Consider the following 24,667-nt stretch of genomic DNA (forward strand, 5'->3'; position numbering starts at 1 on the left):
CAAGCTATCCGTTAGTTTTGGGCGATAATCTAGGAGCCATAATGCATAAAACATTCTCACTGGTGCACAGTGTTTTAGTAGTTTTTCTATTAACTGTTTCAATTGTTGGTACTAGTTATGCCCAGCAAGAAAATTCGACAGCTGATAAGGCCAACAGTGAAATAAGCAATGAACTTGAAGATATTAAACAACAAGTATTACAGCTTAACCGTGAATTATTTATTTTAGAAGAAGACTTACTGTTTCCAGCAAGCACGCAAATTTCGGTATTTGTTTCTGTGGATATTGGAAAGTTTTTTACCTTAGATAGTGTTGAACTCAAAATTGATAACGAAGATGTTGCTGGCTTTCTTTATACCGAAAGACAACGAAGAGCTTTAGAAGAAGGCGGTATTCAAGGGCTGTATCAAGGCAACTTAAAAAAAGGTCCACATCAATTAACAGCAATTTTTATAGGCTATGACAATGAAAAAAGGCCAGTTAAACGGGCTGCGACTTATCAATTTGTTAAGGAAGACGATGCCATTATGCTCGAACTTAAAATTGAAGATCAAACTCAAGACTACCGAGCCAAAGTGATTGTTGAGGAATGGTTACTGTAAGGTGAGAGCTAACAGCAATAAACCTATGATACGCATGTTGGAATATAAAAAAATCATGGCAATAACAAGTTCAGTTGATGTTAAGTGCAGATTTAAAAACCTAAAAAGCTTGTTGGCTATGGCACTGTTTAGCAGCAGCTATTTAGCTAATGCGCTACCAACGCAAGATAAAGAATTGCGACAACAATCTACAGTTATTGCGAATAAGGCGTCAAAGGAGTTGCCGAGCAATAATGACGAATACCCATTCCCAATTGCACAGCCAGAAAAACTCGCGAAAAAATTGTATCGAAAAGCGCTATTTTACTATTTCCAAGGGCAGGCAGACTTAGCTTTACAACAACTGACTTACAACAAGGCGAGATTAAAAATCGTTGATGACAATGCTTTATTGTTTGAAGCGGGGTTGCAAGTGTCGCTAGGGTTATACCGCCAAGCTGAAGAAAACCTAACGGCTCTAACTGATAAACTGGCAGCTAGCTCGGAGCAATTATCGTCAGCTGAACAAGCGTGGATTTCTAGTCGTGATAATAAGCGCATAGATTATTTTGCCTCTAAAGATTTACTGGCCGTGGCTCTTTTACAACTGGCAGAGCAACAAATTAATCAACAGCAGCAGGTTAAAGCAAAACAAACCTTGGCAAAACTTAGCCATGTACCCGAAGGCTATTACCAGCAATATCATATATTGAGTCAGTTAGCATTTTGGCCGCAACCTGCACAACTGCACCTGCAAGCGAAAAAATATACGGCAGCTCAAACAATCGAGCATAAACAAGCACAAGCCTATATTTTGCTAAACACGGCCCTGTTGCACCTTGAACAAAGAGCTTTTGAATATGCCGAGAAAGATTTAATTAAATTAAAGCAAATTACTTGGCAAGTAGCTGAAAAAAGCTTTTGGCAACAGTTGTTTAGTAGTGAAAACGCTGCGGCAGCAGTAAGTAGCTCTGAACATGAACAACAATCTTTAAAAGATTATGCCAGTTTACTGCTGGCACAGCTTTATATTGAACAACAACAGTTTTCATTAGCATACAAAGAGCTTGCTCATTTCCCTCAAAACAGTCCATTTACCGAGCAAGCTTTATTTTTATTTGCTTATGCTAGCCTAAAAACACAGCACTATGATGAATCAGAAGCAATATTTAACCTAGTTTCAACACGTTACCCTGCAAATTACTTAGGTTGGCAAGCTGATATTTTGCTAGCGCGTCAATACTTAGCACAAAGGGAGCTTGATACGGCACTGTCATCATATTTACATCTTGAGTCTAAGTATCAACAGCAATTGGCGAGTTTGGCACAGTTTGAACAACAAGTTGTTTCAGGCTCTGCACAGTTCAACCGTACGATTATGGTAGATGACATTGAGTTTGACTCTACGTGGTGGCAAAAAGCGCAAGCGAGCATTAAGTTAACCGGACACCTTGAATATGCAAATGAACTTAGTCAACTTAAACAAAATTTAGCTCAACAGCAACAGCAAGTACAATGGCTAAATTATGCTATTAGCATTAATGAACAACGACAACAGAACATTATTGCTCAGCAGCAAGCAAAAAACTATCAGGCTAGTATTAAACGACTGCAGGCTCGTCGAGATCAACTTAGTTATATTTTGTTGGCAGTAGCAGAGCATAATGATGGTGAGAAGTTTGCTTCAGGTAAACAAATTCAGTGGTTACAACGGATTTCGAAAAGCCAAAAAATCATTGATAAGATAGCAAATTATCAGTCCGGCCAAAAAAAGTTTAGTCAATATCAGCAACGTTTAAAGCGTGTTGAAGGCGTTTTAGCTTGGCAATTACAACAAGAGTTTCCACAGCGGTTATGGCAACATCGGCAACAGTTACAGCAGCTGGATAAATCACTGGTGAAACTACAGCAACAAATGCAGCAAGTAAATAATATTCAAGCGCTAGCAAAGCATAACACGGGGTATTCTTCTGATGATAATTTAAATAGTCACAGCCTCCAGGCCCAAGGGAGTTTGCTTGGCAACAGGGGCTTAGACTTACCTCAGCTGAAGCAAAAGCAGCACAGGCTTGTGCAACAACATAACCACTTAGTACAAGCTACAACTGAGCTAGATAAAGCAACAGATAACAATATTCAATCGCAGTTATTGGCGTTTATTACAGAGCAACGCCAAAGCCTAAATTACTATTTACACCATAGTCGACGTGCTATGGCTAAAATTTTAGAAGAGCAGCGAAAGGTTGATAATGCCGATAATATAGCGCCGTCAAAAAGTGCGAACGTAGGAGCAAAAGGTTAATGGCTAGGTTTGCACAATACTGGCCGTCAGCCACTGCAAGAAAGCTAAATACTAGCAAAGTAAAGTTAGCTAAAGCTAGCAGCATATACTGTTTAGTATTTTCATTAGCAGCATGTCAGCTAATGCCAGAACAACGTGCGGGTGAAACACCAGCAACTACTGAAAAACAGTTCAAGCGGGCAAGTTTAGCTGACTTGGCCAAATCTCTGCAGCAAGCTAATGAAGATAGAAGGGCTGAGTTTGTGAGTACTCGAGCTTTGCAAACGAAGCAAGAGCGTGGCAATAAGTTGGCTGAAATTTATCAATCAATGGTGTTATTAGAGCCTGATGCTAATGTTCGTGCGCAAATAAACTACCGATTGCTAGAGCTTGATACTGAATATTTTCAAGAGGTTGGCTTAACAGAGCTTGATGATAAACAATCTAGATTACGGTTAGCTAAATTGGTTGATGATCACCAAGCTTTACTAGCCCGTTACCCTAATCGAGCTGAAAATGAAAACCTCTATTATCAATTGGCGAAAGCATATGACCTACAAGGTGAACTGCTAAAGAGCTTAGCGACTATTGAGCAAATTATTGCTTTGTATCCGCAAACACAACACTTAGCAGAACTCTTGTTTCGTCAAGCTGAAATTTATTATAGCCAACAAGATTACCGAAATGCTTTAGCTGCATATCAACAGGTATTAACAGTAAAAGATAATGAAAAATATCGTTTAAATAGTCTTTATATGTCAGGTTGGTCGCTTTTTAAAGCGAATGAGCTAGCACTTGCAGATGAAAAGTTTATGGCGGTATTGGCAGAGTTGGTGCAAGAGCAACAAGCCATTTCTGCTTCACAACAGCGTTTTGTTAGCAAGTTTCAAGCGCCTAATGTTAGCGGAAATGAAAACCAGCATGATTTCGACAAATTAACAAAATCAAAACAAAGTTTAGTTACCGACACGCTTAGAATTTTAACTATCTCGTTGAGCCAGCAGCAACAAGTACAAAGCTTGCTAGCTTTGTTGGATCGTTTTCAATTGTTAGATAAAGACAAACAATATATTACAGCCCTTGAACATGTTTTATTTCAACAGCTTGCTTCATTTTTAATTGAGAAGAAACTTGAGCACGATGCTGAGTTGACTTACCAAGCTTATATTAAACGTAAACCAAACAGTATTTGGTCAACCCGTTTTAATTTGGCATTAATTGCCATGGCAACTAAACGAGGTGCTCACCCAGAAGTTAGAACTTTACAGCAAAATTATGTTGAGCATTATGGTCTAAAAAGTAATTTCTGGCAGCAGGCGAATATTGAGCAACAGCAAGAAGTTCTTCCTTCGCTGTTGGCTTTTAGTCAGCAACGAAGCCGGCGCTTATACGCTTATGCTCAAGATGTTAGCTCGCCAAAGCAGCAAGTTATTGCCTTTGCTGATGCCGCAAACTGGTTAGGTCAATACCTGAGTATTATTAACTTTACTGATAATGCATACCCAGAGTTATTGGCGGCGGAAAAAATTGACATTGTTGCTGAACTCTCGCTGTTTGCTGATGCTAGCTTTCAAGCGCAAAATTATCAACAAGCATTAATCAGTTACCAAAATCTCGCGTATGGTACGGACAAAAACAAGCTAACAATAACAACACGTGAAAAGTTAAGTAAAGAGCTAAGTGAAAGGCACGATGAAATCAAGCAGGTTGCAGCGTACGCAAGTACACTAACCGTGCGAAAATTGCTAAGCGTCGCACCAGCTAATCAGCAAACGACTTTACTGCAAAAACGCGCTGAGCTAGATAAGGCTTTTATTGTTCATTATCCTAATGATGCGCGCGCTAAGGATTTAGCAAGCCAGGCTGGCCAATACTCGTTTGCTAGTGCTGATTACGATAGCGTCTACTTTTATAGTGACTTTATATTAAAACACTATGGTATTGCGACAGCAAGTCGCGAGCAAATTCATGCGAAAATTTCGGCGCTAGATACAACAGCATTTAAACAAGTACAAATTGCGAGTCAGTTAAAAGCAGATAGCTTTTATCAGCAGCACCAGTATGCAATGGCGGAAAAAAGCTATTTACTGGCATTAAACTTTGTTGATAAAACCCAAGGTAAACGTAAAGTTAAAGAATTTAATGAACTGATCGCTAACAGTATTTATCAGCAAGGGCTGGCGATTAAAAAGAGCCAACCTGAAGCGGCAATAGCGCATTGGTTACGATTAGGTAAAGTTACCCCACAGGCAAGCTACCGAGTTAATGCTGAATTTGATGCGGCAAACTTGTTATTGCAAAATAAGCAGTGGCAGCAAGCGATTTCCGTATTATTGGCTTTTCAACAAAGCTTTCCAAAACATCAATACAGTGCCAGCATTCCAGCAAAACTAGCCGATAGTTATCAGCATTTAGCTCAGTATGAAAGTGCCGCAGAGCAACTGATTATTATGCAAAAAAGTGCAGACTCAAGCGAGTTAAAGCGAGAATTGCAATATAGTATTGCCGAAAACTATTTAAAAGCCGACAACCTAAAACAAGCTATTATCCATTTCCGCACTTATGCACATAGTTATCCGAAGCCATTTAGTATAGCTCAAGAAGTGCGTTATAAAATGTCGGAGTTCTATCGCCAAACCCAAGAGCCTAACAAGCGATACTTTTGGTACCGTAAAATATTATTGGCTCATAAAACGGATGTACTTCAGCAAGCTAATGCCGATATTGAGTTGGCCGTACAGCAACGTTCAAATTACTTAGCATCGCTATCGGCATACGAACTTGGTCAAGCTCATCAGCAAAGTTTTAGCCGTACTAAACTCACCTTACCATTGAATAAAAGTTTAAAGCGCAAGCAAAAATCATTAAAGCAAGCGGTTAGCTATTATCAACAAGTCTTTGGCTTTGGCTTGGCTGATTTTGTTCCCAAGGCAAACTATCAGCTAGCTAAAATGTATCAATTATTGGCCGCGGATGTTATGGCGTCGCAATTACCAAAAGGCCTAGATGAATTAGCGGCAGAAGAATACAACATTTTACTGGAAGAGTTAGCTTATCCTTTTGAAGAAAAAGCCATTGAGTTATTTAGCAATAACACCGAGCGCGCATGGCAAGGCTTATATGACCAATGGATAAAGAAAAGTTTTGCCGCATTGGCGATATTAGAGCCTGCAAAGTTTGATAAATCAGAAAAACAACCTGAGGTGATTTATGCGCTATTTTAATTGTAGCTTAGTCGGCGATAAAACCTGCGTAGGAATGGCGATATTTGCATTGATGCTCTCAGGTTGTTCCGCATTAGACATGTCAGCAAATAATGCCGATAAGCCAGAAAATAGTGCTGAGCAACAAGCTGAATTAAAAGCAATAGCAAAAGCCCTAGTTAATGAGGCTGATTTGCCATCTTCTGCAGATACCTTTGCTGTTAGTTCTAAGGGAAATGGCGTTGAGTTAGCTACTGCATTTCAAGCAACAGCACAGAGTATTGAATATGCACGCCAGCAGCAACAAGCACAACAAACAACTCCTTCAGAGGTTAAAGAGCTATACCAGCAAGCACTTTCCGATATGGCTGAGCAAAATTGGCAGCAAGCAAATAAGCTGCTATCGCAAGTTATTGCACTTAGCCCAGAGCTAGCGGGTAGTTACATAAACCAAGCGATAATCGCTCAGAAAACCCAACAATTAGCGTTAGCTCAAGAGAAAATTAATCAGGCGCTTAAGGTTAGCCCGCTAAACCCTTATGCCCATAACCTTAATGGTGTTATGGCAAGGGCTCGAGGTGATTTTTCGCTGGCAGAGCAAAGTTATTTACAAGCCCTTAATAGCTTGCCTGATTACGCTGATGCCCATCTTAATTTAGCTATTTTAGCTGAGCTATATCAAGGTAAGTTTGCTTTGGCACAACAGCATTACCAAGCCTACTTGTTAATTCATCAAAATGACAAGCAAGTTCAGCGTTGGTTAGCCGGCTTATCATTAAAACTAGCGCAAACAAGCTCAGGAGAATAAGGTGAGAATGAAGAGAATTTATCAAATAATTATACCGGTTGGCTTGTCGCTAAGCTTGTCTTTGCCAGCGCAACAAATTACGGAGTCGGTTAATGAAAAAACTCCAGCTTCTTATGTTATAGAAACCCAAGTGCAAGGCTCACAAGAACAACCGAAAGTTATTTATATAACCCCGTGGCAGGAGTTGAATTCGACCTTGAGCATTGAAGATCATGAATTACGCATTCGACTACCAGCCTTAGCACCGGTTAACCCGAAAGTATTTAAAGACAATGTGAATAATTATTATCAGCAGCAAAAAAGCAACCATAAAAATTAGTCAAAAAAAAAGAATTAACCACATAACCCCACTTAATAAGTAAACTTTTTGTTTGCTTTAGCAGTAATAGAGTAAGGATTTACAACATGTTTGATATCATCATTGGTTTTCTACAAGACGGTGGGGCATTTATATTCCCAATTGCATTAGTATTAGTGATTGGTTTAGCTATCACCATAGAGCGCTGGTTATTTTTAACAAAAACCTTAAACGCCAATAAGAAAGCTTTGTTAGCTATTCAGCCGGCATTGAAGTCAGGTCAGCTAGACAAAATTAGTGAAGCGGCAGACAAAAATAACGCGCCAGTACTACAAGTATTGCAGGCTGGTATTAATCGTGTTTCGCAAACAAGACGTCGTGAAGATGTTGAATATGCCATGGAAGAAACGCTTATGGAGCATATGCTAGGTCTGGAAAAGCGTACGCCATTTTTAGCAACCTTGGCTAATATTGCCACACTACTCGGCTTATTAGGTACTATTATGGGCTTAATTGCAGCATTCTCAGCCGTTGCCAGTGCTGATCCTGCTGAAAAAGCCAATCTATTATCGGCCAGTATTTCGGTTGCCATGAATACCACCGCGTTTGGCTTGATCACTGCCATTCCGCTGATTTTATTTCATACCGGCCTACAAAGTAAAACCATGTCGATTATTGACTCTTTAGAAATGTCAGGCCGTAAGTTATTGAATGCTTTGGCAAGTCAAGCGACAAACCAAGTGACAGCCGATACAAATTCAGCTCCACAACAGCCAGCAGCGAATAATAGAGGGTAGGGTAATGAGACGCCTTCGTCGCCCACCCCAACAAGAAGCTGAGCTTGATATCACTTCATTTATGAATTTAATGATAGTGCTAGTACCAGTGTTATTGCTGAGTTTAGTGTTCTCGCAAGTAAGAATACTCAATTTACAATTACCGATAAGCGCTGAAAGTGATGCCATAAATCAAGATGAAAAGCCAAAACGTTTAGAGTTAGTGATAGATAATCAAGGTATGTTGCTTAACTATCCTAGTGGCATTTTGCTAAAAAGTTTTAAGTTCAAAGAAGCGGCTGATGACAGTGAAACAGCGACTAAAAGTGGCTATGACTTTCATGCGTTATCCTTGTATTTGCAGGATTTAAAGCTAACATTTCAACAGCAAAATATTGAGAAAAAAGATATCGTCATTCTACTTGGCCAGCAGATTGATTATCAAACCATAGTTTCTGCAATGGATACAGTACGTTCCTATAAAACTGTTGTTGCCGCAAGTGTTGTTGATGCCGAGCTTTTTCCGGAAATCTCTTTAGGTGATGCCCCAAGTACGCTGCCAGAAGAAGGGGAGCTGTAGTTATGAAACAGTCATTACGAGCAAAACGCTTAGCACGTCACCATAAACGCTTAGGGGCTGCTAGCAAGTTAAACCTAGTTTCTTTGATGGATATTTTTACAATTTTAGTATTTTTCTTGATTGTAAATCAGTCAGAAGTGCGGGTGCTACAAAATTCAGAAAAGTTAAGTTTGCCGGTATCTATTGCCGAGCAACTGCCCAGTGAAAATATCGTTATCTCAGTATTTGACAATCGAGTTATGGTACAAGAACGTGCTGTTTGGCAAAAGGAACAGGCTAATGAGGACAATGCACTAACAGTAGCTGATGTTGAAGCCTTAATGTTAGCACTAGCGGCAGAGCTGAGTTATCAAGTCACAAAACGACCTGAGCTCACTGAGTTAGAAAAAGAAAATGGTCGGGCAGTTACTATATTAGGGGATGCGAGTATTGAGTACAAAGTGCTTAAGCAAATCATGACCGTATGCGCCACAGCGAATTTTCGCAATATGTCACTGGCAGTAGAGCAAGTTGCAGCAAACAAAACAGCTAACGGTGGTGGGGAGGTTGGGTCATGACACACGCAAACTTAACTCTGTCGCCATTAACTCAAAGTGTTAGTAGTGGTAGTTATCAAGCAATTTCATTAGATTTTTTAACTAATAGTAGTCAAGATAAAAAATTCTATAATATTTTATTGGTGCTGATTGCGCTCTATTTTGCCATTGCTGTTGTAGTACCCTTTATTGAACGTATTGAAGTGCCAAGAGCAATTAAGGAGCAAATACCCGCGCAATTAACCAAAGTGGTTATCGAGAAAAAACAATTGCCACCGCCTGAACCGGTAAAGCCTAAGCCGCCAGAAGAAAAGGTAATTGAGCCACCTAAGCCTATCAAAAAAGAGCCTAAACAAGTGCCTAAAAAAGCGCCTGAAATAAAGCCTGTAAATAAACGTCAGGCGGCGAAGCAGAAAGCACAGTCTTCAGGTTTAGCCGCTATGAAAGATGAATTACTGGCCATGCGTGAGGTATTAGAAATAAAGCCAAATGCTAGTAAACAACTACAAAAAAGCACGGCGAAGCAAACTCAGGTACAGCGAAAATTATTGGCTGCTAAGGTAAACCAGCAAAGTAGTGCGTTGGCAAATGCAAAAGTTAGTCAAACGGTAGCAAGTGATGAGCTAAGTAGTCATAACACCCAAACAGTTCGCTTATCAGACGAAGAAGTTATTGCCAGTGGTGATGGTGAAGAGCAATACGCGGATAAGCAAAGTTTAGACAATGTTCGCTCAGAAACGAAACTAAGACAAACCTTAGAAGCAAGTAAAGCGAGACTGTATGCATTATACAACAGGGCTTTGCGTAAGGACCCTCTATTGAAGGGTAAAGTGGTTTTTAACATTGAAATTCAACCAAACGGCGCTATTAGCCAAGTTGTCATTGAATCAAGCGAGTTAGCTAATGCTAAGTTGGAACGACAATTAATGGTAATTTTACGTTCAATAGACTTTGGCCCAGAAGATGTTTTATTAATGACAACAGTTTGGGCAATAGAGTTTTTACCGCGTTAGCATGCTTGTTATAAATATTTCATGCAAACAAAAAGGCTAGAAGAATTCTTCTAGCCTTTTTCATGGTCTTTTATTTAGTCGTTATAGTCTGTGCTATTTAACTTCTTCACCGGCGGCTTGTTTGTCGGCATGGTAGCTTGAGCGCACTAATGGACCACATGCAGCGTGATCAAAGCCCATTTTATCAGCTTCGCGTTTAAACATATCGAACTCGTCTGGGTGAACATAACGTTCAACAGGTAAGTGATGCTTACTTGGTTGTAAGTATTGACCTATAGTCAGCATAGTAACGCCATGGGCACGTAAGTCACGCATCACTTGTAGAATTTCTTCGTTTGTTTCACCTAAGCCTACCATTAAACCAGACTTTGTTGGTACGTTAGGGTTAGCTTCACCAAATTTTTTCAATAAATCTAAAGACCACTGATAGTTGGCACCAGGTCGGGCTTTGGTATATAAACGCGGTGCTGTTTCTAAGTTATGGTTAAATACCCCTGGAGGATTTTGATTTAAAATCTCTAAGGCACGATCCATACGACCACGAAAATCAGGTACTAAAATTTCAACTTTAGTATGCGGTGAATGCTCAGCAATCTCACTAATACAATCAGCAAATTGTTGTGCGCCACCATCACGTAAGTCATCACGGTCAACTGAGGTGATCACGACATATTTTAACTTCATGTCTTTTAAAGTGAGTGCTAGCTTGCGCGGTTCTTCTTTATCTGCGGCAAGAGGGCGGCCATGACCTACGTCACAGAATGGACAGCGACGAGTACAAATATCACCTAAGATCATAAATGTGGCTGTGCCGTGGTTAAAACATTCTGATAAGTTTGGACAAGAAGCTTCTTCACATACGGAGTGTAAGTCATGTTTACGTAATGCTGCTTTAATGCCGTCAATTCGCTCAGAGCTTTTTGGTAATTTAATACGTAACCACTCAGGCTTTCTCAGCATGGTTTCTCGCTCAGAGGTAACAACTTTAATAGGGATGTGTGCCATTTTATCGGCGTCACGTAATTTAGTACCTGGAGTAATGCGTGATGATTTAGTGGTCATGTGCTGTTTCCAATCCCGTTTGATAAGATAAATTTTCAGTTTGCAATAATTCACTTAAGTGCTTTACCAGTGAATTACCTGCTTGCTCTACAGATGCTGGGCCCTGCAGGTCGATTGTTTGTATCATTTCTAAGCCTTGATAACCACAAGGGTTAATGCGCTGAAATGGTGATAAATCCATGTTGACGTTTAATGCAAGGCCGTGAAAAGAGCAGCCTTTTCGCACGCGTAACCCTAATGAAGCGATTTTTTTGCCATCGACATAAACACCCGGTGCATCAGGCTTTGCTTTGGCTTCTATACCAAAGTCGGCCATTGAAGCTATGATGCCATTTTCAATCAGGGTTACTAGTTCTCTAACTCCCATTTTTCGACGGCGGAGATTGATCATAAAATAAATAACTTGCTGACCTGGGCCGTGATAAGTCACTTGACCACCACGGTCAACTTTAACCACAGGAATATCGCCAGGCATTAATAAATGCTCGTCTTTACCGGCTTGTCCTTGAGTAAATACGGGGGGATGTTCAACTAACCATAATTCATCGGCCGTATGTTCATCGCGATTATCGGTGAATGTTTGCATTGCATGCCAAACGTCTACGTAATCAGTATTGTTAAGCTGCCGAATAATCAATGTATTTTTCAAAATATATCTCTATAAAATTTTGATTAAAGCATTATATCCAAATAATAACTGGATTACACCCTGTAAAAAGTAAGGGTTAAAGAACGTATCTAACTTGCTCTATAGCATTCAAGGTTTTATAAATCATTTCAATGTGCTCTTTACTGGTAACTGTTACAGCTACTGAAATTGAATGATAATTGCCCTTTGAACTAGGCTTTATTTTTGGTGCGTAATCACCAGGGGTGTGCTTTTGTAATTCACCAACAACGAGATCAGGTAATTCGTCGCAGGCAACGCCCATAACTTTAAAGTTTAATACGGTTGGGAATTCTAAAAGTTCATCAAACTTAGTTTTCATTTATTTTCTCTTACGCTGTATAACACCAGTACGTTACCGGTTGTTTAATGGGTTCAACAAATAATTGTAACGGCTGTGTTTAGATTGGCGATATTTTAGCATCATTTATAGTAAATGTGATCAGTCGTCGTTAATTTGCTGGTCGGTATGGGCTATTAAATGAGGGGAGTTTATCTAAAATCAATGTTTAATAATGGTTTTATTGAATTTTATTTTCTATAAAAAGTGCTCGTACAAATAACTCTCTTCAACAAAAAGTAAAAACTCAGCTAAAGCTGAGTTTTAAATTTTATATAACTAGATTTACTGTGCGGTTAATTAGCAAACTGCAGTTTGACATAATCCATTAGCTTATTGAACATGCTACCTTCTTGTACTTCTTGCAGTGCCACAAGCGGGTATTGAGCAATGTCTTCACCGTCGAGTTGTAAAAATAGCTTACCGACAACAGCACCTTTTTGCAGTGGTGCATTGAGTTGTTGGTCTAATTCAAAATTAGCTTGCAAGTTTTTACGTTGACCACGAGGAATGGTAATTGGTGTATCAACCATGATGCCTAAATCAACTTCTTTACGATCGCCCATCCAAACGCGGTTACTGACAAATTTTTCGCCAGCCTTGTACGGTGTATATGTTTCGAAAAAGCGGAAGCCGTAATTTAGTAACTTTTTACTTTCAACCTTACGAGCTCGTTCGCTTTCTGTGCCCATAACAACACTAACTAAACGCATATCACCTTTTGTTGCTGATGTCACTAAGCTATAACCCGCTTGCGAAGTGTGGCCTGTTTTTAAGCCATCGACATTCATACTCTTATCCCACAACAAACTGTTTCGGTTATATTGTTTGATATTGTTATAAGTGAATGATTTTTGACTATATAGTTTATATTCGTTTGGTACATCACGAATAAGTGCAACCGCTAATGTCGCCATATCTCGTGCTGTGGTTTTATGCTCTTGGCTGTCTAAACCGTGACTATTTTCAAAGAAACTACTATGCATACCTAATTGTTCGGCATGAGCATTCATTAGTTGTGCAAAGGCATCTTCACTTCCAGCAATATGTTCGGCCATAGCAACACAAGCATCATTGCCCGAGGCAACAATAATACCCTGGTTGAGCAGGCTTACAGGAACTTCTGTGCCAACTTCAATAAACATTTTTGACGAATCAGGAAAATTTTTAGCCCATGCATTCTCACTAATGGTTACCGCATCGTCATTTTTAATGTTACCGCTTTCAAGCTCTTTACCTATGATATAGCTGGTCATCATTTTGGTTAAACTTGCTGGAGCGAGTAAAATATCAGCATTGCTTTCAGCGATAACTTTACCGGTGTTATAGTCGATTAATATATGGCCTTTAGCGTTCACTTCGGGGGCTGATGGGATAATTGTTTGGGCTTGAGAAACAGAGCAAACACTGAAGAGTACAGCGCCTAAAAATGAAAGTAACTTTGTTGGCTTATTGGTGGCTCGATTGACCTGATTTTTGGGCATAATTGTCCTGCAACACTATTATTTAATGGAAATTATAAAATTTTATGCAGTATAACAGTTTTCATTTTGATTTCTATTGGCCGACACCATCAATTTGTTACTGTTGATGAATTTCCTTGCCCAGAAAAATATTTACTGTGTAAAAGTTACTGCAGCACTGGCGTAAATGATGCTTGTTTTTTGACACTGTTAATGAGTTTTGCGAATAAAAGCATTTGGATAGCCATTTTTTTTTATCGATAACAGCACATTAGCTAAATCATCTTGCTCACTAATCGGACCGACTAAAACTCGAAAAATTCCATTTATTTGTTCAAGCTGGGTTTCTTGTTGGTGTAATGCTGTTAATGCATTGGCTAACTTTTTAGCCTGGGTTGCACTATTGCTGGCAAATACTTGAATATAGCTGGCATTATTCGCTAATACTGGTGCAGTATTAGCTGCAAGACTAGTATCTATATTGGCAACGTTAACTGGCGTTGTATTAACGCTTTTTTGCGTGTTCTTAATAAGTGTGTCAGGAAAAACGCTAACAGATGTAGCATTTTTTGCTTGAGCTAATGGTGTGATTTTTGTGTTTTTATCTGAGCTATTGCTAAGTTTAGCTATACCATTTGCTGAAAAGTCGGTAATTGCCGTAATTGTAACGTTAGCAGTACCCGTTTTTAACATATCTAGTTTATAAGCAGCGCTGTAAGATAAGTCGATAATACGGTCTTGGTGAAAAGGCCCGCGATCATTAACTCTAACAATGACACTACGACCATTTTGGTTATTAACAACTTTTAAATAAGTTGGCAGTGGCAGGTTTTTATGGGCGGCGCTCATGGCATACATATCATAAATTTCACCATTAGAGGTTAAGTGGCCATGAAACTTACGACCATACCAAGAAGCTATGCCTGTTTGGGTGAAATTTTTCGCGCTTTTTAAAACCTGATAATGCTTACCACGCACTTGGTAGTTTTTGTTACCGCCTCTGCTTTGGGCTTCAGCTCTAGGTGTAGCGTCATAGAGCTCACTACTAGTAGGTAGCCTGCTCGGTGTACTATCATGCTTTTGTTGATAACGTCCAGAGTTACTACTACAGGCGGAAATCAAAAATAGAATTAATATATTGGCTAAGTTGTTTTTTATTTTATATATCGCCATATCAATAGTTACTGTTAATTAAGCGTGAAATCGCCTATGGGTGCTAATAGCCATTAGCATGCCAAATCCTGCCATTAATGTCACCATAGATGTACCACCATAACTTACTAACGGTAAAGGCACACCAACAACAGGCAATAAGCCGGAAACCATGCCGATATTAACAAACACATAAACAAAGAAAGTTAGCGTAAGACTACCTGCTAAAAGCTTAGTGAAAGCATGTTGAGCGTTAACAGCAATCCACAAACCGCGCATAACAACGGCTAAGTAAACCAAAAGGAGCAAAGCCACGCCGATCAAGCCAAACTCTTCACTAAATACGGCAAAAATAAAGTCGGTATGGCGCTCTGGCAAAAATTCTAATTGCGATTGCGTACCTTGCAGCCAGCCTTTACCTTGAATGCCGCCTGAGCCAATAGCAATTTTTGATTGAATAATATGGTAGCCCGAGCCAAGCGGATCTTGTTCTGGATTTAAAAAGGTTAAAACGCGTTGTTTTTGATAAGGCTTCATCAAAAACATCCATAATATGGGGGCAAAAGCAGATGCTAAGCCTGCGCAAATGCCAATTAATTTCCAACTAGCGCCAGCAAGAAATATCACGAAAATACCTGAGCTAGCAATAAGTAGTGATGTACCTAAGTCTGGTTGTTTTGCGATCAATAGTGTTGGCATTAGCACTAAAATAAAAGCGATAACAATTTTTGAAATCTTTGTTGGCAGATCATACTGGCTAACATACCAAGCAATCATAATTGGTACGACAAGTTTCATTATTTCCGACGGCTGAAATTTGGTGAATCCTAAATCTAACCAGCGCTGTGCTCCTTTACCAACATGGCCAAATAGCAGTACTGCGGTTAGCAGCAGCAGCCCTAGCACAAATACCGGAACCGCCCACTTTCGATACGATAGTGGCGGTATTTGCGCGACAATAAACATAACAAAAAAAGCGACCGCAACACGTTTTGCGTGACGAATTAACATGGCGCTTTCTTGACCACCGGCACTATAAACAACAAAAAGGCCTAAAATCATCAGAATTAAGATACCAAAGAGCAAGGGCAGATCTATGTGCAAACGTTGCCACAACGTACGCTGCTTTTGTTGATCTTGTCCGGTACTACGCACTATTGAGCTCCTGTGTTGGTAATTGAGCTTTGCTTAATGTCTTGATGATATACGTGGTCATGTAATGGATGTTTACTATGGTCTTCACTGATTATTTCTCGATCGCCAAAGTATTGATCCATGATTTGACGGGCGACAGGAGCGGCATTTGCACCACCACCACCTTTGGCGACATTTTCAATAGCAACGGCAACAACAATTTCTGGTTTCTCATAAGGGGCGAATGCAATAAACATGGCGTTGTCGCGTTTGTTCTCTTGTACTTTGGTTGCATCGTATTTTTCGTCTTGTGCTAAGTTGGCGGTTTGTGCTGAGCCAGTTTTTCCGGCGGCATCGTATTTACTGCCTTTAAATGCACTATGGCCGGTGGCGCCAACTTTTTGTACCGTATTATGCAAACCATCTAACACTATGTCCCAATTCTTATCGTCAGCAAGAATAATAGGTGGTTTTTCATCAACTTGGTATTCTGTAATAAGCTGCTCTTGTTGATTATTGCCCTCATCAACAATGACTTCAGACGTCGACTTAAGCAAGTGCGGCACTTTAATTTCACCTTTGTTAACCAAAATAGAAATAGCTTGCGACAATTGCAATGGTGTGACGGTCCAAAAACTTTGTCCTATGCCGACAGAAAGTGTTTCGCCGGTATACCAGTTTTGGTTATAACGCGCTCTTTTCCATTCAACGCTTGGCATAATTGCTCGGCTTTCTTCATGAATATCAATGCCGGTAAGTTCACCAAAGCCAAATTTTTCCATCATTTTACTAATACGTGTTATGCCAAGTTTATAGGCCAAGTCGTAGTAATAAACGTTACAAGATTGCTCTAACGACGTGGTTAAGTTGACTTTGCCATGGCCCCATTTTTTCCAGTCACGTCTTTTGGTTTCTATGCCCGGTAGTTGATAAAAGCCGGGGTCGTAAATTTCAGTATCAGGGGTAATAATGCCTTCATTTAAGCCTGTTAGTGCCAGTAATGGCTTAATGGTAGAAGCTGGAGGGTAACCTTGAACAGTACGATTGAGTAAAGGTTTATTACTCTTTGGGTCTAATAATTTTTTGTATTTTTTGCTGCTAATACCATGAACAAATAAGTTACCGTCAAAGCTTGGATTTGAGTACATGGCCAATACACCACCATCTCTTGGGTCGATAGCAACCACCGCGCCGCGTTTTCCCGATAGTGCGCGTTTGGCGATCATTTGTAATTCAATATCTAGCGTTAAAGTTAAGTCTTTTCCTGGTATCGGCGGCGTAAAATCTAAGGTACGAATCACGCGACCTTGGTTATTAATTTCAACCTCTTGATGGCCAATAGTGCCGTGTAGAATGTCTTGATAATACTTTTCTAAGCCGAGCTTACCAATATTGCGTGTGGCAGCGTAATTTTCGGCTTTGCCTTGTTCTTCTAACTTAATTGAATCTCTGCGATTAATACGCGCAACATAACCCAAAGAGTGGGTGGTTAAATCGGCAAAAGGATAATAGCGTTTTAAGCGTGCGTCGATAAAAAAACCTGGAAACTTATGCTTGTTAACTGAGAATAGCGACACTTGATGTTCGCTTAATCGAGAATAAAGCTCAATTGGCTTAAAACGGCGTTTACTTTTTATCGCTTTAAGTAATTTATTTTGTTTTTCTTGGCTAATATCGAGTAATTGGCTGATCTCTTTCAGGCTAGTTTGTATGTCATCCACTTGTTCAGGGATCACTTCTAAACTGTAAACAGGTTTATTATCAGCAAGTAGCACACCGTTACGATCATAGATCAAGCCTCTATTCGGTGCTACAGGTAATAATTTGATGCGATTTGAGTTAGAGCGTGTTTGATATTTTTGATAAGAATTAACTTCGAGATCATAAACATTACTAAACAGGACAAGAGATAAAATCAATACACCAATAAAAGTTATAAAAGTACGGCGTGCAAAAAGGTTAGCCTCGGCGCTATGATCTCTTATGGCAACACGTTTGTTAGCTGCCATTGGTTACTCTCGATGATAAGGATGGTTATTATTAATTGACCAAGCACGGTAAAGGCTTTCTGCAACCACTATGCGTACCATAGGATGTGGTAACGTAAGAGGGGATAATGACCACTTTTGCTCTGAAGCTCGAATACAAGCAGGAGCTAATCCTTCCGGTCCGCCGACAAGTAAAGCAACATCTCGGCTATCAACATGCCAACGATCAAGCTGTTTGGCAAGATCGGGTGTAGTCCAAGGCTTACCTTCAACTTCCAAAGTGACAATACGATTACCTTTAGGGATGGCTGCTAACATTTGCTCGCCTTCTTTTTCTAGAATGCGAGCAATATCGGCATTTTTTCCGCGTTTTCCAGGAGCTATTTCGACTAAATGAAAACTCATGTCGCGGGGAAAACGTCGGCAATATTCATTGAAGCCTTGGCTAACCCAAGCTGGCATTTTATTGCCTACGGCATATAAGGTAATGCGCATTGCTGTTTATGCTATTCCCAAAGTTGTTCTAGTTGGTAACGGTCACGTGCTTCATCTGTCATTACATGCACAATAACATCACCTAAATCGACCAATGACCATTCACCAACATCATTTCCTTCAACACCTAAGGCTTCTACGCCTTCTGCACGACACTCAATTATTAACGATTTGGCGATAGAAATTACATGACGTTTTGAATTACCAGAACATATGATCATACAGTCGGCGAAACTAGATTTTTTTGATATGTCTAAATTAACAATATCGCGGCCTTTCATATCTTCGATTTTTTCATTAACAAAAGTAATTAGATCTGAGCTTTGCAAGTGTGGTATCTCTATTAAAAACAATAATCGGCGATAATAGCACTATTTTGTTTATCCGTTAACCGTGTATTGCGGCCAACGAAGAGTTTTTTAAGTAACAAGGCATTTTTACCTAGAATATCGGTATTTTATCGGTAAAGTTGCTGTTGCTCTATGTAGATATAAACTTGTTTTGTGACAAATTGAGCATAGTCCTCGCCAGATCGAATTTGGCGTCGAATTTGTGTAGATGAAATATCAATAGCTTCACATTCATGTAAAATAATTTTACCTACAGAATGTTTTTTTAGCTGCTCAACACTTTCGACAAGATGAGGTGTTAAGGCTGGGCTGATTTTTGTGTTCAACTGTTGATGACAATAACCGGGTCGAATATTAACAATTAAGTTGCATAGCGTTAGAATTTTTTGCCAATCTCGCCATTGCGTGAATGTCAATAATGAGTCCATCCCCATCATAAAATGCAGATGAGCATTAGGCTGCTCTGCTTTTAACTCCGCTAAGGTATCAACGCTAAACGAGTGCTCGCTACGCATAAGTTCACGCCTATCAAGTTGAAATAAATCATCGTTTAGGCATATTATTTCTGCCATGCTTGCTCGCTGCTCAGCACTTGCATGAGTGTTCTGTTTATGGGGAGGAATATGCGCAGGTATTAGCGATACGTGCTTAGCACCTAACCATGTTGCGGTTTCCTTAGCTGGTGCAATGTGGCCTAAATGAATAGGGTCAAAAGTGCCGCCTAATAATAAAATTAACGCTGGCTGTGCGGGCTTAGTTATACTCATAATCTAAACTGAAATTTTTACTTAATTGTCCGTGATAAAGGCAAATAAAGACATCGCTGAGCAGAATGAATGGGTTGAAATCGCTACTGGTTTTACTAAGTAAATCTACTTGTGCTAGCCGCGCTAATGCATGTTCAGCATTCGACAAGCTTATTTGCGTTAACGCGTGTTGATATAAAGGCTTTTTCTTATCCCAAACTCTATACTGCTTAAATATGTCATTTTGACCAGCGCCTTGTGTTTGCAGTGTTAACATGGCATGCAATTGATTAATTTCTTTATGAACAAACCAGACTAATTGCCCAAAAGCACTGCCGTCATGTTGTAACTGATCTAACATAGCGATGCATTTTTTCAAATCGCCAATGAGCAAAGTATCAATTAATTGAAAAGGGTTAAATTTGGCTTGCTTAATTAGTAATTGCTCGGCTTCCTCAACACTTACTTGTTGTTGGCCGAACAATATCGATAATTTTTCTAACTCTTGCGATAACGCCGGTAAGTTGCCTTCAAATAACTCGGTCATTAATTCAAGCACGTCAGGGGATAATGACAATTGTAATGCGCGAGCTTGATTTGCTAGCCATAGTTTAAGTTGTTTGCCTTCAATATCATATAAAGGTAAAAAACAACCTGCCGCCTCTAAACTTTTAAACCATTTACGCTTTTGAGTAGGTGCATCGAGCTTAGGGCCATGAAAAACTAACTGTACATCTTGATGAAGTGCAGCTAGCAGTTGGGCTATTGCTTTAGCGCCACTATCGCCAATTTTACCAGTTACAAACTCAATTTCGATAATACGCAATGAGGAAAATAGGCTCATTGACTGATATTCTTGTAGCAATTCATCCCAATTAAATTTATCGTCAACACTAAAGCGAATGATTTCATCAAACCCTTGCTGATTTGCGATAGTTTTAATTTTATTTAATGCGTCATTTTTTTGCCAAGGCTCATCGCCAAATATTAACCAAATAGGCTTAAAGCCTTGCTTTAGCGTATTGTCGAGTTGGTTATGATAGATGCGCATTGAATATTAACTTAGTGCTAGTTTATAGCTGGATACTGGCCATATCACGCAAGATTTTATTTGCAGCTTCTTGACGCATTTCACGCAACATTAATGATAATTCACGACTTTTTGCTAAAGCAATATCAGGGTCGTCTTGGTAATCACGGTTTAATTCAAAACTAAAGTTTTGTATGTCTTTCCCGGGTAATAATATTTGATACCGTACTGTGTAAATTAGCTCGTATTCTGCAACTTGTCCGTTAGGGAATAACGATAACGTTCTTCTCTCTAAGTTATCTTGTAACATGCGCATTTGTGGTACAGGTTGGTCACTTCTACTCACTAAATTGACATCGTTAATAGTTAAGTGTTGTTTAACCAGTCGAGTTAATTCGCCAAATTTATCAACCGAGCTGAACTCTATCGTTTGTAGCTCTGGCGCAAGCAGGTAATTGCCACGTAATTGAAAGCCGCAGCCACTCAACATTATGGCTAATAAGCTAAATGACAGGTAAACACTAAGTTGTCGTATAATAATTTGACTCATAAATTGTTCGCTATTTTCTCGGTAAAAGTAGGCAAAGAGTGCTGCTAAGTTATACAAACTATTAATTATAAAAATAGGTGAGTAATGACTAACTTAGCTATTACTCACCAGCTTTATAGCAATGTAAATTAATTAGCAACGATGTTTAGTAGTTTTCCTGGCACGTAAATAACTTTACGCACTGTTTTTCCCTCTGTAAAACGACTAACATTTTCATCGGCAAAGCCCATAGCTTCAACGGTTTCTTTTGTTGCATCGGCAGCGACAGTCATTTTGGCGCGTACTTTACCGTTAACTTGTAAAATGATCAGTTTTTCATCTTCTACTAACGCGCTTTCATCAACAACAGGCCATAACGTATCTTCAACGGAATTACCATCGCCAATCATACTCCATAAGTGATGACTTAAATGTGGCACAATTGGTGTTAGCATTAGTACTAGCGCTTGAATAGCTTCATGCATTACCGCTTGGTCTTCATTACTTTCGATGCTGGCTTTACTTAAATGGTTCATTAATTCCATGATGGCAGCAATAGCAGTATTGAAAGTATTACGACGGCCTATATCATCACTAACTTTCGCAATCGTTTTATGTAATTCACGACGTAAAGTTTTTTGCGCTGAATTAAGCGTTAACCCTGCAATGGTTGCAGTTGTTTGTGATGTATTAGCTACTTGAGTGAAGTCATAAACAAGCTTCCAAACACGTTTTAGAAAACGATGTGCACCTTCAACACCAGAATCAGACCATTCTAGAGTTTGTTCTGGTGGCGAAGTAAACATAATAAACAAGCGTACGGTATCAGCACCGTATTGTTCGATAACTTCTTGAGGGTCGATACCGTTGTTTTTCGATTTCGACATTTTGCTCATACCAGCAGAAATAACTGGCTTGCCGTCAAGTTTACTGGTGGCCGATACCACAGCGCCTTTTTCATTGCGTTCAACGTTAACTTCGGTTGGTGATATCCACTCTTGTGCACCGTTTTCTGCTTCACGGTAATAAGTGTCTGCTAGTACCATACCTTGACACAATAATTTTTTGAACGGTTCATCAGACTCAACCAAGCCTGTATCACGCAATAATTTATGGAAAAAACGTGAATAAAGTAAATGTAAAATAGCATGTTCAATACCACCAATGTATTGATCTACCGGTAACCAGTAGTTGGCCTTTGCTGGATCTAACATTTGTGTGTCATCGTTTGGTGAACAATAACGCGCGTAATACCATGATGATTCCATAAAAGTATCAAAGGTATCTGTTTCACGTAATGCGTCTTCACCATTGAATGTGGTTTTAGCCCATTCTGGGTTGTCTTTTATTGGTGATGTTACACCGTTCATTACCACATCTTCTGGTAATTCTACTGGAAGTTGCTCAGCTGGAACTGGTACCGATTCGCCATTGGCTAAGTTGATCATTGGAATTGGCGTACCCCAATAACGTTGGCGAGAAACACCCCAATCACGTAAACGGTAGTTTACTGTAACTTTACCTTTATTTTCGTTAGTAAGTTTCTCTGAAATAGCTTTAAAAGCGGCGTCAAAATCTAGGCCGTCAAACTCGCCAGAATTTACCAATGCGCCTTTTTCAACAATAGCGGCTTTGGCAATGTCATCACCTTCTTGTGCAACAATCACTTGCTTAATTTCTAAGCCATATTTTTGAGCAAATTCAAAGTCACGTTGGTCATGACCAGGAACTGACATAACAGCGCCTGACCCGTAATCCATTAACACGAAGTTTGCCGCCCAAACCGGTACTAACTCACCTGTAATTGGATGAATTGCTTTCAAGCCCGTATCGACACCTTTTTTCTCCATGGTAGCCATATCGGCTTCGGTGGCTTTATTGTTTTTACATTCTTGAATAAAGTCAGCTAGTTCAGCATTATTTTTTGATGCGGCTAACGCTAATGGGTGCTGTGCTGCTAATGCAACATAAGTTACGCCCATTAAGGTATCTGGTCGGGTGGTGTAAATGTCAAAAGTGTCGCTAGAGTCGGCAACTTGGAAGGTCATTTCAACACCTTCAGAACGACCAATCCAGTTGCGCTGCATGGTTTTAACTTGTTCAGGCCACTCTTCTAGTTGGTCTAAATCGTTAAGTAGTTCTTCAGCATAATCAGTAATCTTAATAAACCACTGCGGAATTTCCTTACGCTCAACAATAGCGCCAGAGCGCCAGCCACGACCATCAATAACTTGCTCATTCGCTAATACAGTTTGATCAACCGGATCCCAGTTAACCGTAGCGTTCTTTTTGTACACTAAACCTTTTTCATAAAGCTGTGTGAAAAACCACTGCTCCCAACGATAGTAATCTTTCTTACATGTGGCTAGTTCGCGACTCCAGTCATAACCAAATCCTAAAGATTTTAATTGGTTTTTCATGTAATCAATGTTTTGGTAAGTCCATTTTGCTGGCGCTGAATTGTTTTTAATAGCAGCGTTTTCTGCAGGTAAACCAAATGCATCCCAACCCATAGGTTGCATTACATTTTTACCTTGCATACGTTGGTAACGAGAAATTACATCCCCCAAGCTGTAGTTACGAACATGGCCCATGTGGAGACGGCCACTTGGGTATGGAAACATTGCCAAACAATAAAATTTTTCTTTTCCAGGTTGCTCTTCAGCTTTGAAAGTATTGTTATCGGTCCAGAATTTTTGAACGTCGGCTTCAATTGATTGGGGATTGTAAATGGATTCCATTAAGATTTCTCAAACACGCTATAAAATAAGATATTCAACTGGCTTTTATGGTCGAATTTACGTTTATAAAATTCGGACGTATTGGGCTAAATTGAAATGACAAAAATAATCTCGATAGGATACCTTATCTCACGCGTTAGCGACAAGTTAAAGCGAGATAAAGCGCGAGTTTTTTAGTAAATGGCGAATAGAATGGCGTTAAGGATGAAAAGAATCAGCAAATGTGCGCTTACTAAACGCTAATTTACACTATAATTAGGTTACAGGAGTCATTGATAAGTGTGTAAGCTAGGAATTTGTTATGAAGCCACAACAATCTCGTTTTCAAGCCGTTTATCAAAAAATTCAAACCTGGTTAGATGATACTAACCAGCATGAGATACGCTCAATAGTTGAACTAGTGACGCAGGTTAAAATGCTCCTTGTTGCCGCTGAAAAAATTCCTGAACAGCAAATTAAACAATTTGTTGATAATTTGAAATATGATTTAAACGACTTTTATCAACAAACCCAGTCAGACATTAAACATTCCATATATTTAGAGTTATTGAATGAAAATATTTGGGCAACGCTGGCACAAATAACCGATAAGTCGCAAGTAGAGTGGACCGAGCTGGTTGATGATTTTCAGCATCAAGGCCAATATCATGTCGGCGATTATGTTGGCTTTGGCCAACTTAAATGCCAACAATGCCAACACAGTGTGCTGTATAGCCATGCCAATATTATTGTGGAATGTATAGAATGCGGCGGTAAAGATTTTCATCGAGTTGGCCTAACACCGTAATAATTCAGCGAATATTAATATTGTTTTTGCTCAAAGAGCGCAACTCACTGTACACTATCTTTAATTATTCTTTATCACAGCATCAGCTTGATATTAACGTACCATTT

23 protein-coding genes are annotated in these 24,667 nt (G+C 39.5%); 10 read left to right on the forward strand and 13 right to left on the reverse strand.

The window, feature by feature from the left end; translation table 11 throughout:
• The first annotated feature begins 41 nt into the window (after positions 1-41).
• The 9 genes from AC27HL_RS04260 (at position 42) to AC27HL_RS04300 (ending at position 10,076) form a co-directional block, all read left to right on the forward strand.
• Positions 42-602, forward strand: coding sequence for an AraC family transcriptional regulator (locus AC27HL_RS04260; protein ID WP_487079158.1), 561 nt, complete (start codon positions 42-44; stop codon positions 600-602).
• A 55-nt stretch (positions 603-657) separates the two neighbouring features.
• Positions 658-2,883, forward strand: coding sequence for a tetratricopeptide repeat protein (locus tag AC27HL_RS04265; protein ID WP_487079160.1), 2,226 nt, complete (start codon positions 658-660; stop codon positions 2,881-2,883).
• Positions 2,883-6,086, forward strand: a complete 3,204-nt coding sequence (locus AC27HL_RS04270; RefSeq protein WP_487079162.1) for a tetratricopeptide repeat protein — start codon at positions 2,883-2,885, stop codon at positions 6,084-6,086. The genes AC27HL_RS04265 and AC27HL_RS04270 overlap by 1 nt, the downstream gene beginning before the upstream one ends.
• Positions 6,073-6,873: a tetratricopeptide repeat protein gene (locus AC27HL_RS04275; RefSeq protein ID WP_487079163.1), complete on the forward strand. Its 801-nt coding sequence runs from the start codon at positions 6,073-6,075 to the stop codon at positions 6,871-6,873. Before AC27HL_RS04270 ends, AC27HL_RS04275 begins: the two co-directional genes overlap by 14 nt.
• 1 nt (position 6,874) lies before the next feature.
• Positions 6,875-7,192: a hypothetical protein gene (locus tag AC27HL_RS04280; RefSeq protein ID WP_487079165.1), complete on the forward strand. Its 318-nt coding sequence runs from the start codon at positions 6,875-6,877 to the stop codon at positions 7,190-7,192.
• Positions 7,193-7,278: 86 nt separating this feature from the next.
• A complete protein-coding gene (locus AC27HL_RS04285) occupies positions 7,279-7,968 on the forward strand; it encodes a MotA/TolQ/ExbB proton channel family protein (RefSeq protein ID WP_487079167.1) in 690 nt (229 codons plus the stop codon).
• Between the two features lie 4 nt (positions 7,969-7,972).
• Complete coding sequence (locus AC27HL_RS04290) at positions 7,973-8,527, forward strand: biopolymer transporter ExbD (protein ID WP_487079169.1); 555 nt, start codon at positions 7,973-7,975, stop codon at positions 8,525-8,527.
• Between the two features lie 2 nt (positions 8,528-8,529).
• Positions 8,530-9,084, forward strand: coding sequence for an ExbD/TolR family protein (locus tag AC27HL_RS04295; protein WP_487079171.1), 555 nt, complete (start codon positions 8,530-8,532; stop codon positions 9,082-9,084).
• Complete coding sequence (locus AC27HL_RS04300) at positions 9,081-10,076, forward strand: AgmX/PglI C-terminal domain-containing protein (RefSeq protein WP_487079173.1); 996 nt, start codon at positions 9,081-9,083, stop codon at positions 10,074-10,076. The genes AC27HL_RS04295 and AC27HL_RS04300 overlap by 4 nt, the downstream gene beginning before the upstream one ends.
• A 93-nt stretch (positions 10,077-10,169) precedes the next feature.
• Here AC27HL_RS04300 and lipA read toward each other — a convergent pair whose 3' ends face one another.
• The 13 genes from lipA to leuS form a co-directional block, all read right to left on the reverse strand.
• Positions 10,170-11,138, reverse strand: a complete 969-nt coding sequence (gene lipA, locus AC27HL_RS04305) for a lipoyl synthase (protein WP_487079175.1) — start codon at positions 11,136-11,138, stop codon at positions 10,170-10,172.
• Entirely contained in the window at positions 11,128-11,787 is a 660-nt protein-coding gene (lipB, locus tag AC27HL_RS04310; RefSeq protein ID WP_487079176.1) for a lipoyl(octanoyl) transferase LipB, read from the reverse strand. Before lipB ends, lipA begins: the two co-directional genes overlap by 11 nt.
• Positions 11,788-11,863: 76 nt before the next feature.
• The gene (gene ybeD, locus AC27HL_RS04315; RefSeq protein WP_487079178.1) at positions 11,864-12,127 is read right to left on the reverse strand and encodes a DUF493 family protein YbeD; all 264 of its coding nucleotides are present in this window, start codon (positions 12,125-12,127) and stop codon (positions 11,864-11,866) included.
• 314 nt (positions 12,128-12,441) lie between these two features.
• Positions 12,442-13,629: a serine hydrolase gene (locus AC27HL_RS04320; protein ID WP_487079179.1), complete on the reverse strand. Its 1,188-nt coding sequence runs from the start codon at positions 13,627-13,629 to the stop codon at positions 12,442-12,444.
• A 189-nt stretch (positions 13,630-13,818) separates the two neighbouring features.
• On the reverse strand, positions 13,819-14,781 hold the full coding sequence (locus AC27HL_RS04325) for a septal ring lytic transglycosylase RlpA family protein (protein WP_487079180.1): 963 nt from the start codon (positions 14,779-14,781) through the stop codon (positions 13,819-13,821).
• 18 nt (positions 14,782-14,799) lie between these two features.
• The gene (gene rodA / locus AC27HL_RS04330) at positions 14,800-15,915 is read right to left on the reverse strand and encodes a rod shape-determining protein RodA (RefSeq protein ID WP_487079181.1); all 1,116 of its coding nucleotides are present in this window, start codon (positions 15,913-15,915) and stop codon (positions 14,800-14,802) included.
• Positions 15,915-17,903 carry a penicillin-binding protein 2 gene (gene mrdA / locus AC27HL_RS04335; RefSeq protein WP_487079183.1) on the reverse strand — a complete coding sequence of 663 codons (1,989 nt, stop codon included), beginning with the start codon at positions 17,901-17,903 and terminating at the stop codon, positions 15,915-15,917. Before mrdA ends, rodA begins: the two co-directional genes overlap by 1 nt.
• Before the next feature lie 3 nt (positions 17,904-17,906).
• Positions 17,907-18,377 (reverse strand): 23S rRNA (pseudouridine(1915)-N(3))-methyltransferase RlmH, encoded by a 471-nt coding sequence (gene rlmH / locus AC27HL_RS04340; protein ID WP_487079184.1) that lies wholly within the window; start codon positions 18,375-18,377, stop codon positions 17,907-17,909.
• Positions 18,378-18,388: 11 nt separating this feature from the next.
• Positions 18,389-18,706 (reverse strand): ribosome silencing factor, encoded by a 318-nt coding sequence (rsfS, locus tag AC27HL_RS04345; RefSeq protein ID WP_487079186.1) that lies wholly within the window; start codon positions 18,704-18,706, stop codon positions 18,389-18,391.
• Positions 18,707-18,834: 128 nt separating this feature from the next.
• On the reverse strand, positions 18,835-19,494 hold the full coding sequence (gene nadD / locus AC27HL_RS04350; RefSeq protein ID WP_487079188.1) for a nicotinate-nucleotide adenylyltransferase: 660 nt from the start codon (positions 19,492-19,494) through the stop codon (positions 18,835-18,837).
• A complete protein-coding gene (gene holA / locus AC27HL_RS04355; RefSeq protein WP_487079190.1) occupies positions 19,481-20,524 on the reverse strand; it encodes a DNA polymerase III subunit delta in 1,044 nt (347 codons plus the stop codon). The genes nadD and holA overlap by 14 nt, the downstream gene beginning before the upstream one ends.
• A 22-nt stretch (positions 20,525-20,546) precedes the next feature.
• Entirely contained in the window at positions 20,547-21,053 is a 507-nt protein-coding gene (locus AC27HL_RS04360; protein WP_487079191.1) for an LPS-assembly lipoprotein LptE, read from the reverse strand.
• A gap of 128 nt (positions 21,054-21,181) precedes the next feature.
• Positions 21,182-23,773 carry a leucine--tRNA ligase gene (leuS, locus tag AC27HL_RS04365; protein ID WP_487079193.1) on the reverse strand — a complete coding sequence of 864 codons (2,592 nt, stop codon included), beginning with the start codon at positions 23,771-23,773 and terminating at the stop codon, positions 21,182-21,184.
• A gap of 301 nt (positions 23,774-24,074) precedes the next feature.
• Here leuS and AC27HL_RS04370 point away from each other — a divergent pair, with 301 nt between their 5' ends.
• Positions 24,075-24,560 carry a zinc ribbon-containing protein gene (locus AC27HL_RS04370; RefSeq protein ID WP_487079195.1) on the forward strand — a complete coding sequence of 162 codons (486 nt, stop codon included), beginning with the start codon at positions 24,075-24,077 and terminating at the stop codon, positions 24,558-24,560.
• Positions 24,561-24,667: the final 107 nt, after the last annotated feature.

This window comes from Colwellia aquaemaris (genome assembly GCF_057548755.1).

Bases quoted from the DNA above. Each gene is read 5' to 3' on its own strand.
- AC27HL_RS04325 (WP_487079180.1), bottom strand. From the start codon at position 14,781: ATGGCGATATATAAAATAAAAAACAACTTAGCCAATATATTAATTCTA.
- AC27HL_RS04320 (WP_487079179.1), bottom strand. From the start codon at position 13,629: ATGCCCAAAAATCAGGTCAATCGAGCCACCAATAAGCCAACAAAGTTA.
- holA (WP_487079190.1), bottom strand. From the start codon at position 20,524: ATGCGCATCTATCATAACCAACTCGACAATACGCTAAAGCAAGGCTTT.
- AC27HL_RS04290 (WP_487079169.1), top strand. From the start codon at position 7,973: ATGAGACGCCTTCGTCGCCCACCCCAACAAGAAGCTGAGCTTGATATC.
- rlmH (WP_487079184.1), bottom strand. From the start codon at position 18,377: ATGCGCATTACCTTATATGCCGTAGGCAATAAAATGCCAGCTTGGGTT.
- ybeD (WP_487079178.1), bottom strand. From the start codon at position 12,127: ATGAAAACTAAGTTTGATGAACTTTTAGAATTCCCAACCGTATTAAAC.
- AC27HL_RS04370 (WP_487079195.1), top strand. From the start codon at position 24,075: ATGAAGCCACAACAATCTCGTTTTCAAGCCGTTTATCAAAAAATTCAA.
- mrdA (WP_487079183.1), bottom strand. From the start codon at position 17,903: ATGGCAGCTAACAAACGTGTTGCCATAAGAGATCATAGCGCCGAGGCT.
- AC27HL_RS04360 (WP_487079191.1), bottom strand. From the start codon at position 21,053: ATGAGTCAAATTATTATACGACAACTTAGTGTTTACCTGTCATTTAGC.
- AC27HL_RS04260 (WP_487079158.1), top strand. From the start codon at position 42: ATGCATAAAACATTCTCACTGGTGCACAGTGTTTTAGTAGTTTTTCTA.
- AC27HL_RS04270 (WP_487079162.1), top strand. From the start codon at position 2,883: ATGGCTAGGTTTGCACAATACTGGCCGTCAGCCACTGCAAGAAAGCTA.
- lipA (WP_487079175.1), bottom strand. From the start codon at position 11,138: ATGACCACTAAATCATCACGCATTACTCCAGGTACTAAATTACGTGAC.
- AC27HL_RS04275 (WP_487079163.1), top strand. From the start codon at position 6,073: ATGCGCTATTTTAATTGTAGCTTAGTCGGCGATAAAACCTGCGTAGGA.
- AC27HL_RS04265 (WP_487079160.1), top strand. From the start codon at position 658: ATGGCAATAACAAGTTCAGTTGATGTTAAGTGCAGATTTAAAAACCTA.
- nadD (WP_487079188.1), bottom strand. From the start codon at position 19,494: ATGAGTATAACTAAGCCCGCACAGCCAGCGTTAATTTTATTATTAGGC.
- AC27HL_RS04285 (WP_487079167.1), top strand. From the start codon at position 7,279: ATGTTTGATATCATCATTGGTTTTCTACAAGACGGTGGGGCATTTATA.
- AC27HL_RS04295 (WP_487079171.1), top strand. From the start codon at position 8,530: ATGAAACAGTCATTACGAGCAAAACGCTTAGCACGTCACCATAAACGC.
- leuS (WP_487079193.1), bottom strand. From the start codon at position 23,773: ATGGAATCCATTTACAATCCCCAATCAATTGAAGCCGACGTTCAAAAA.
- AC27HL_RS04300 (WP_487079173.1), top strand. From the start codon at position 9,081: ATGACACACGCAAACTTAACTCTGTCGCCATTAACTCAAAGTGTTAGT.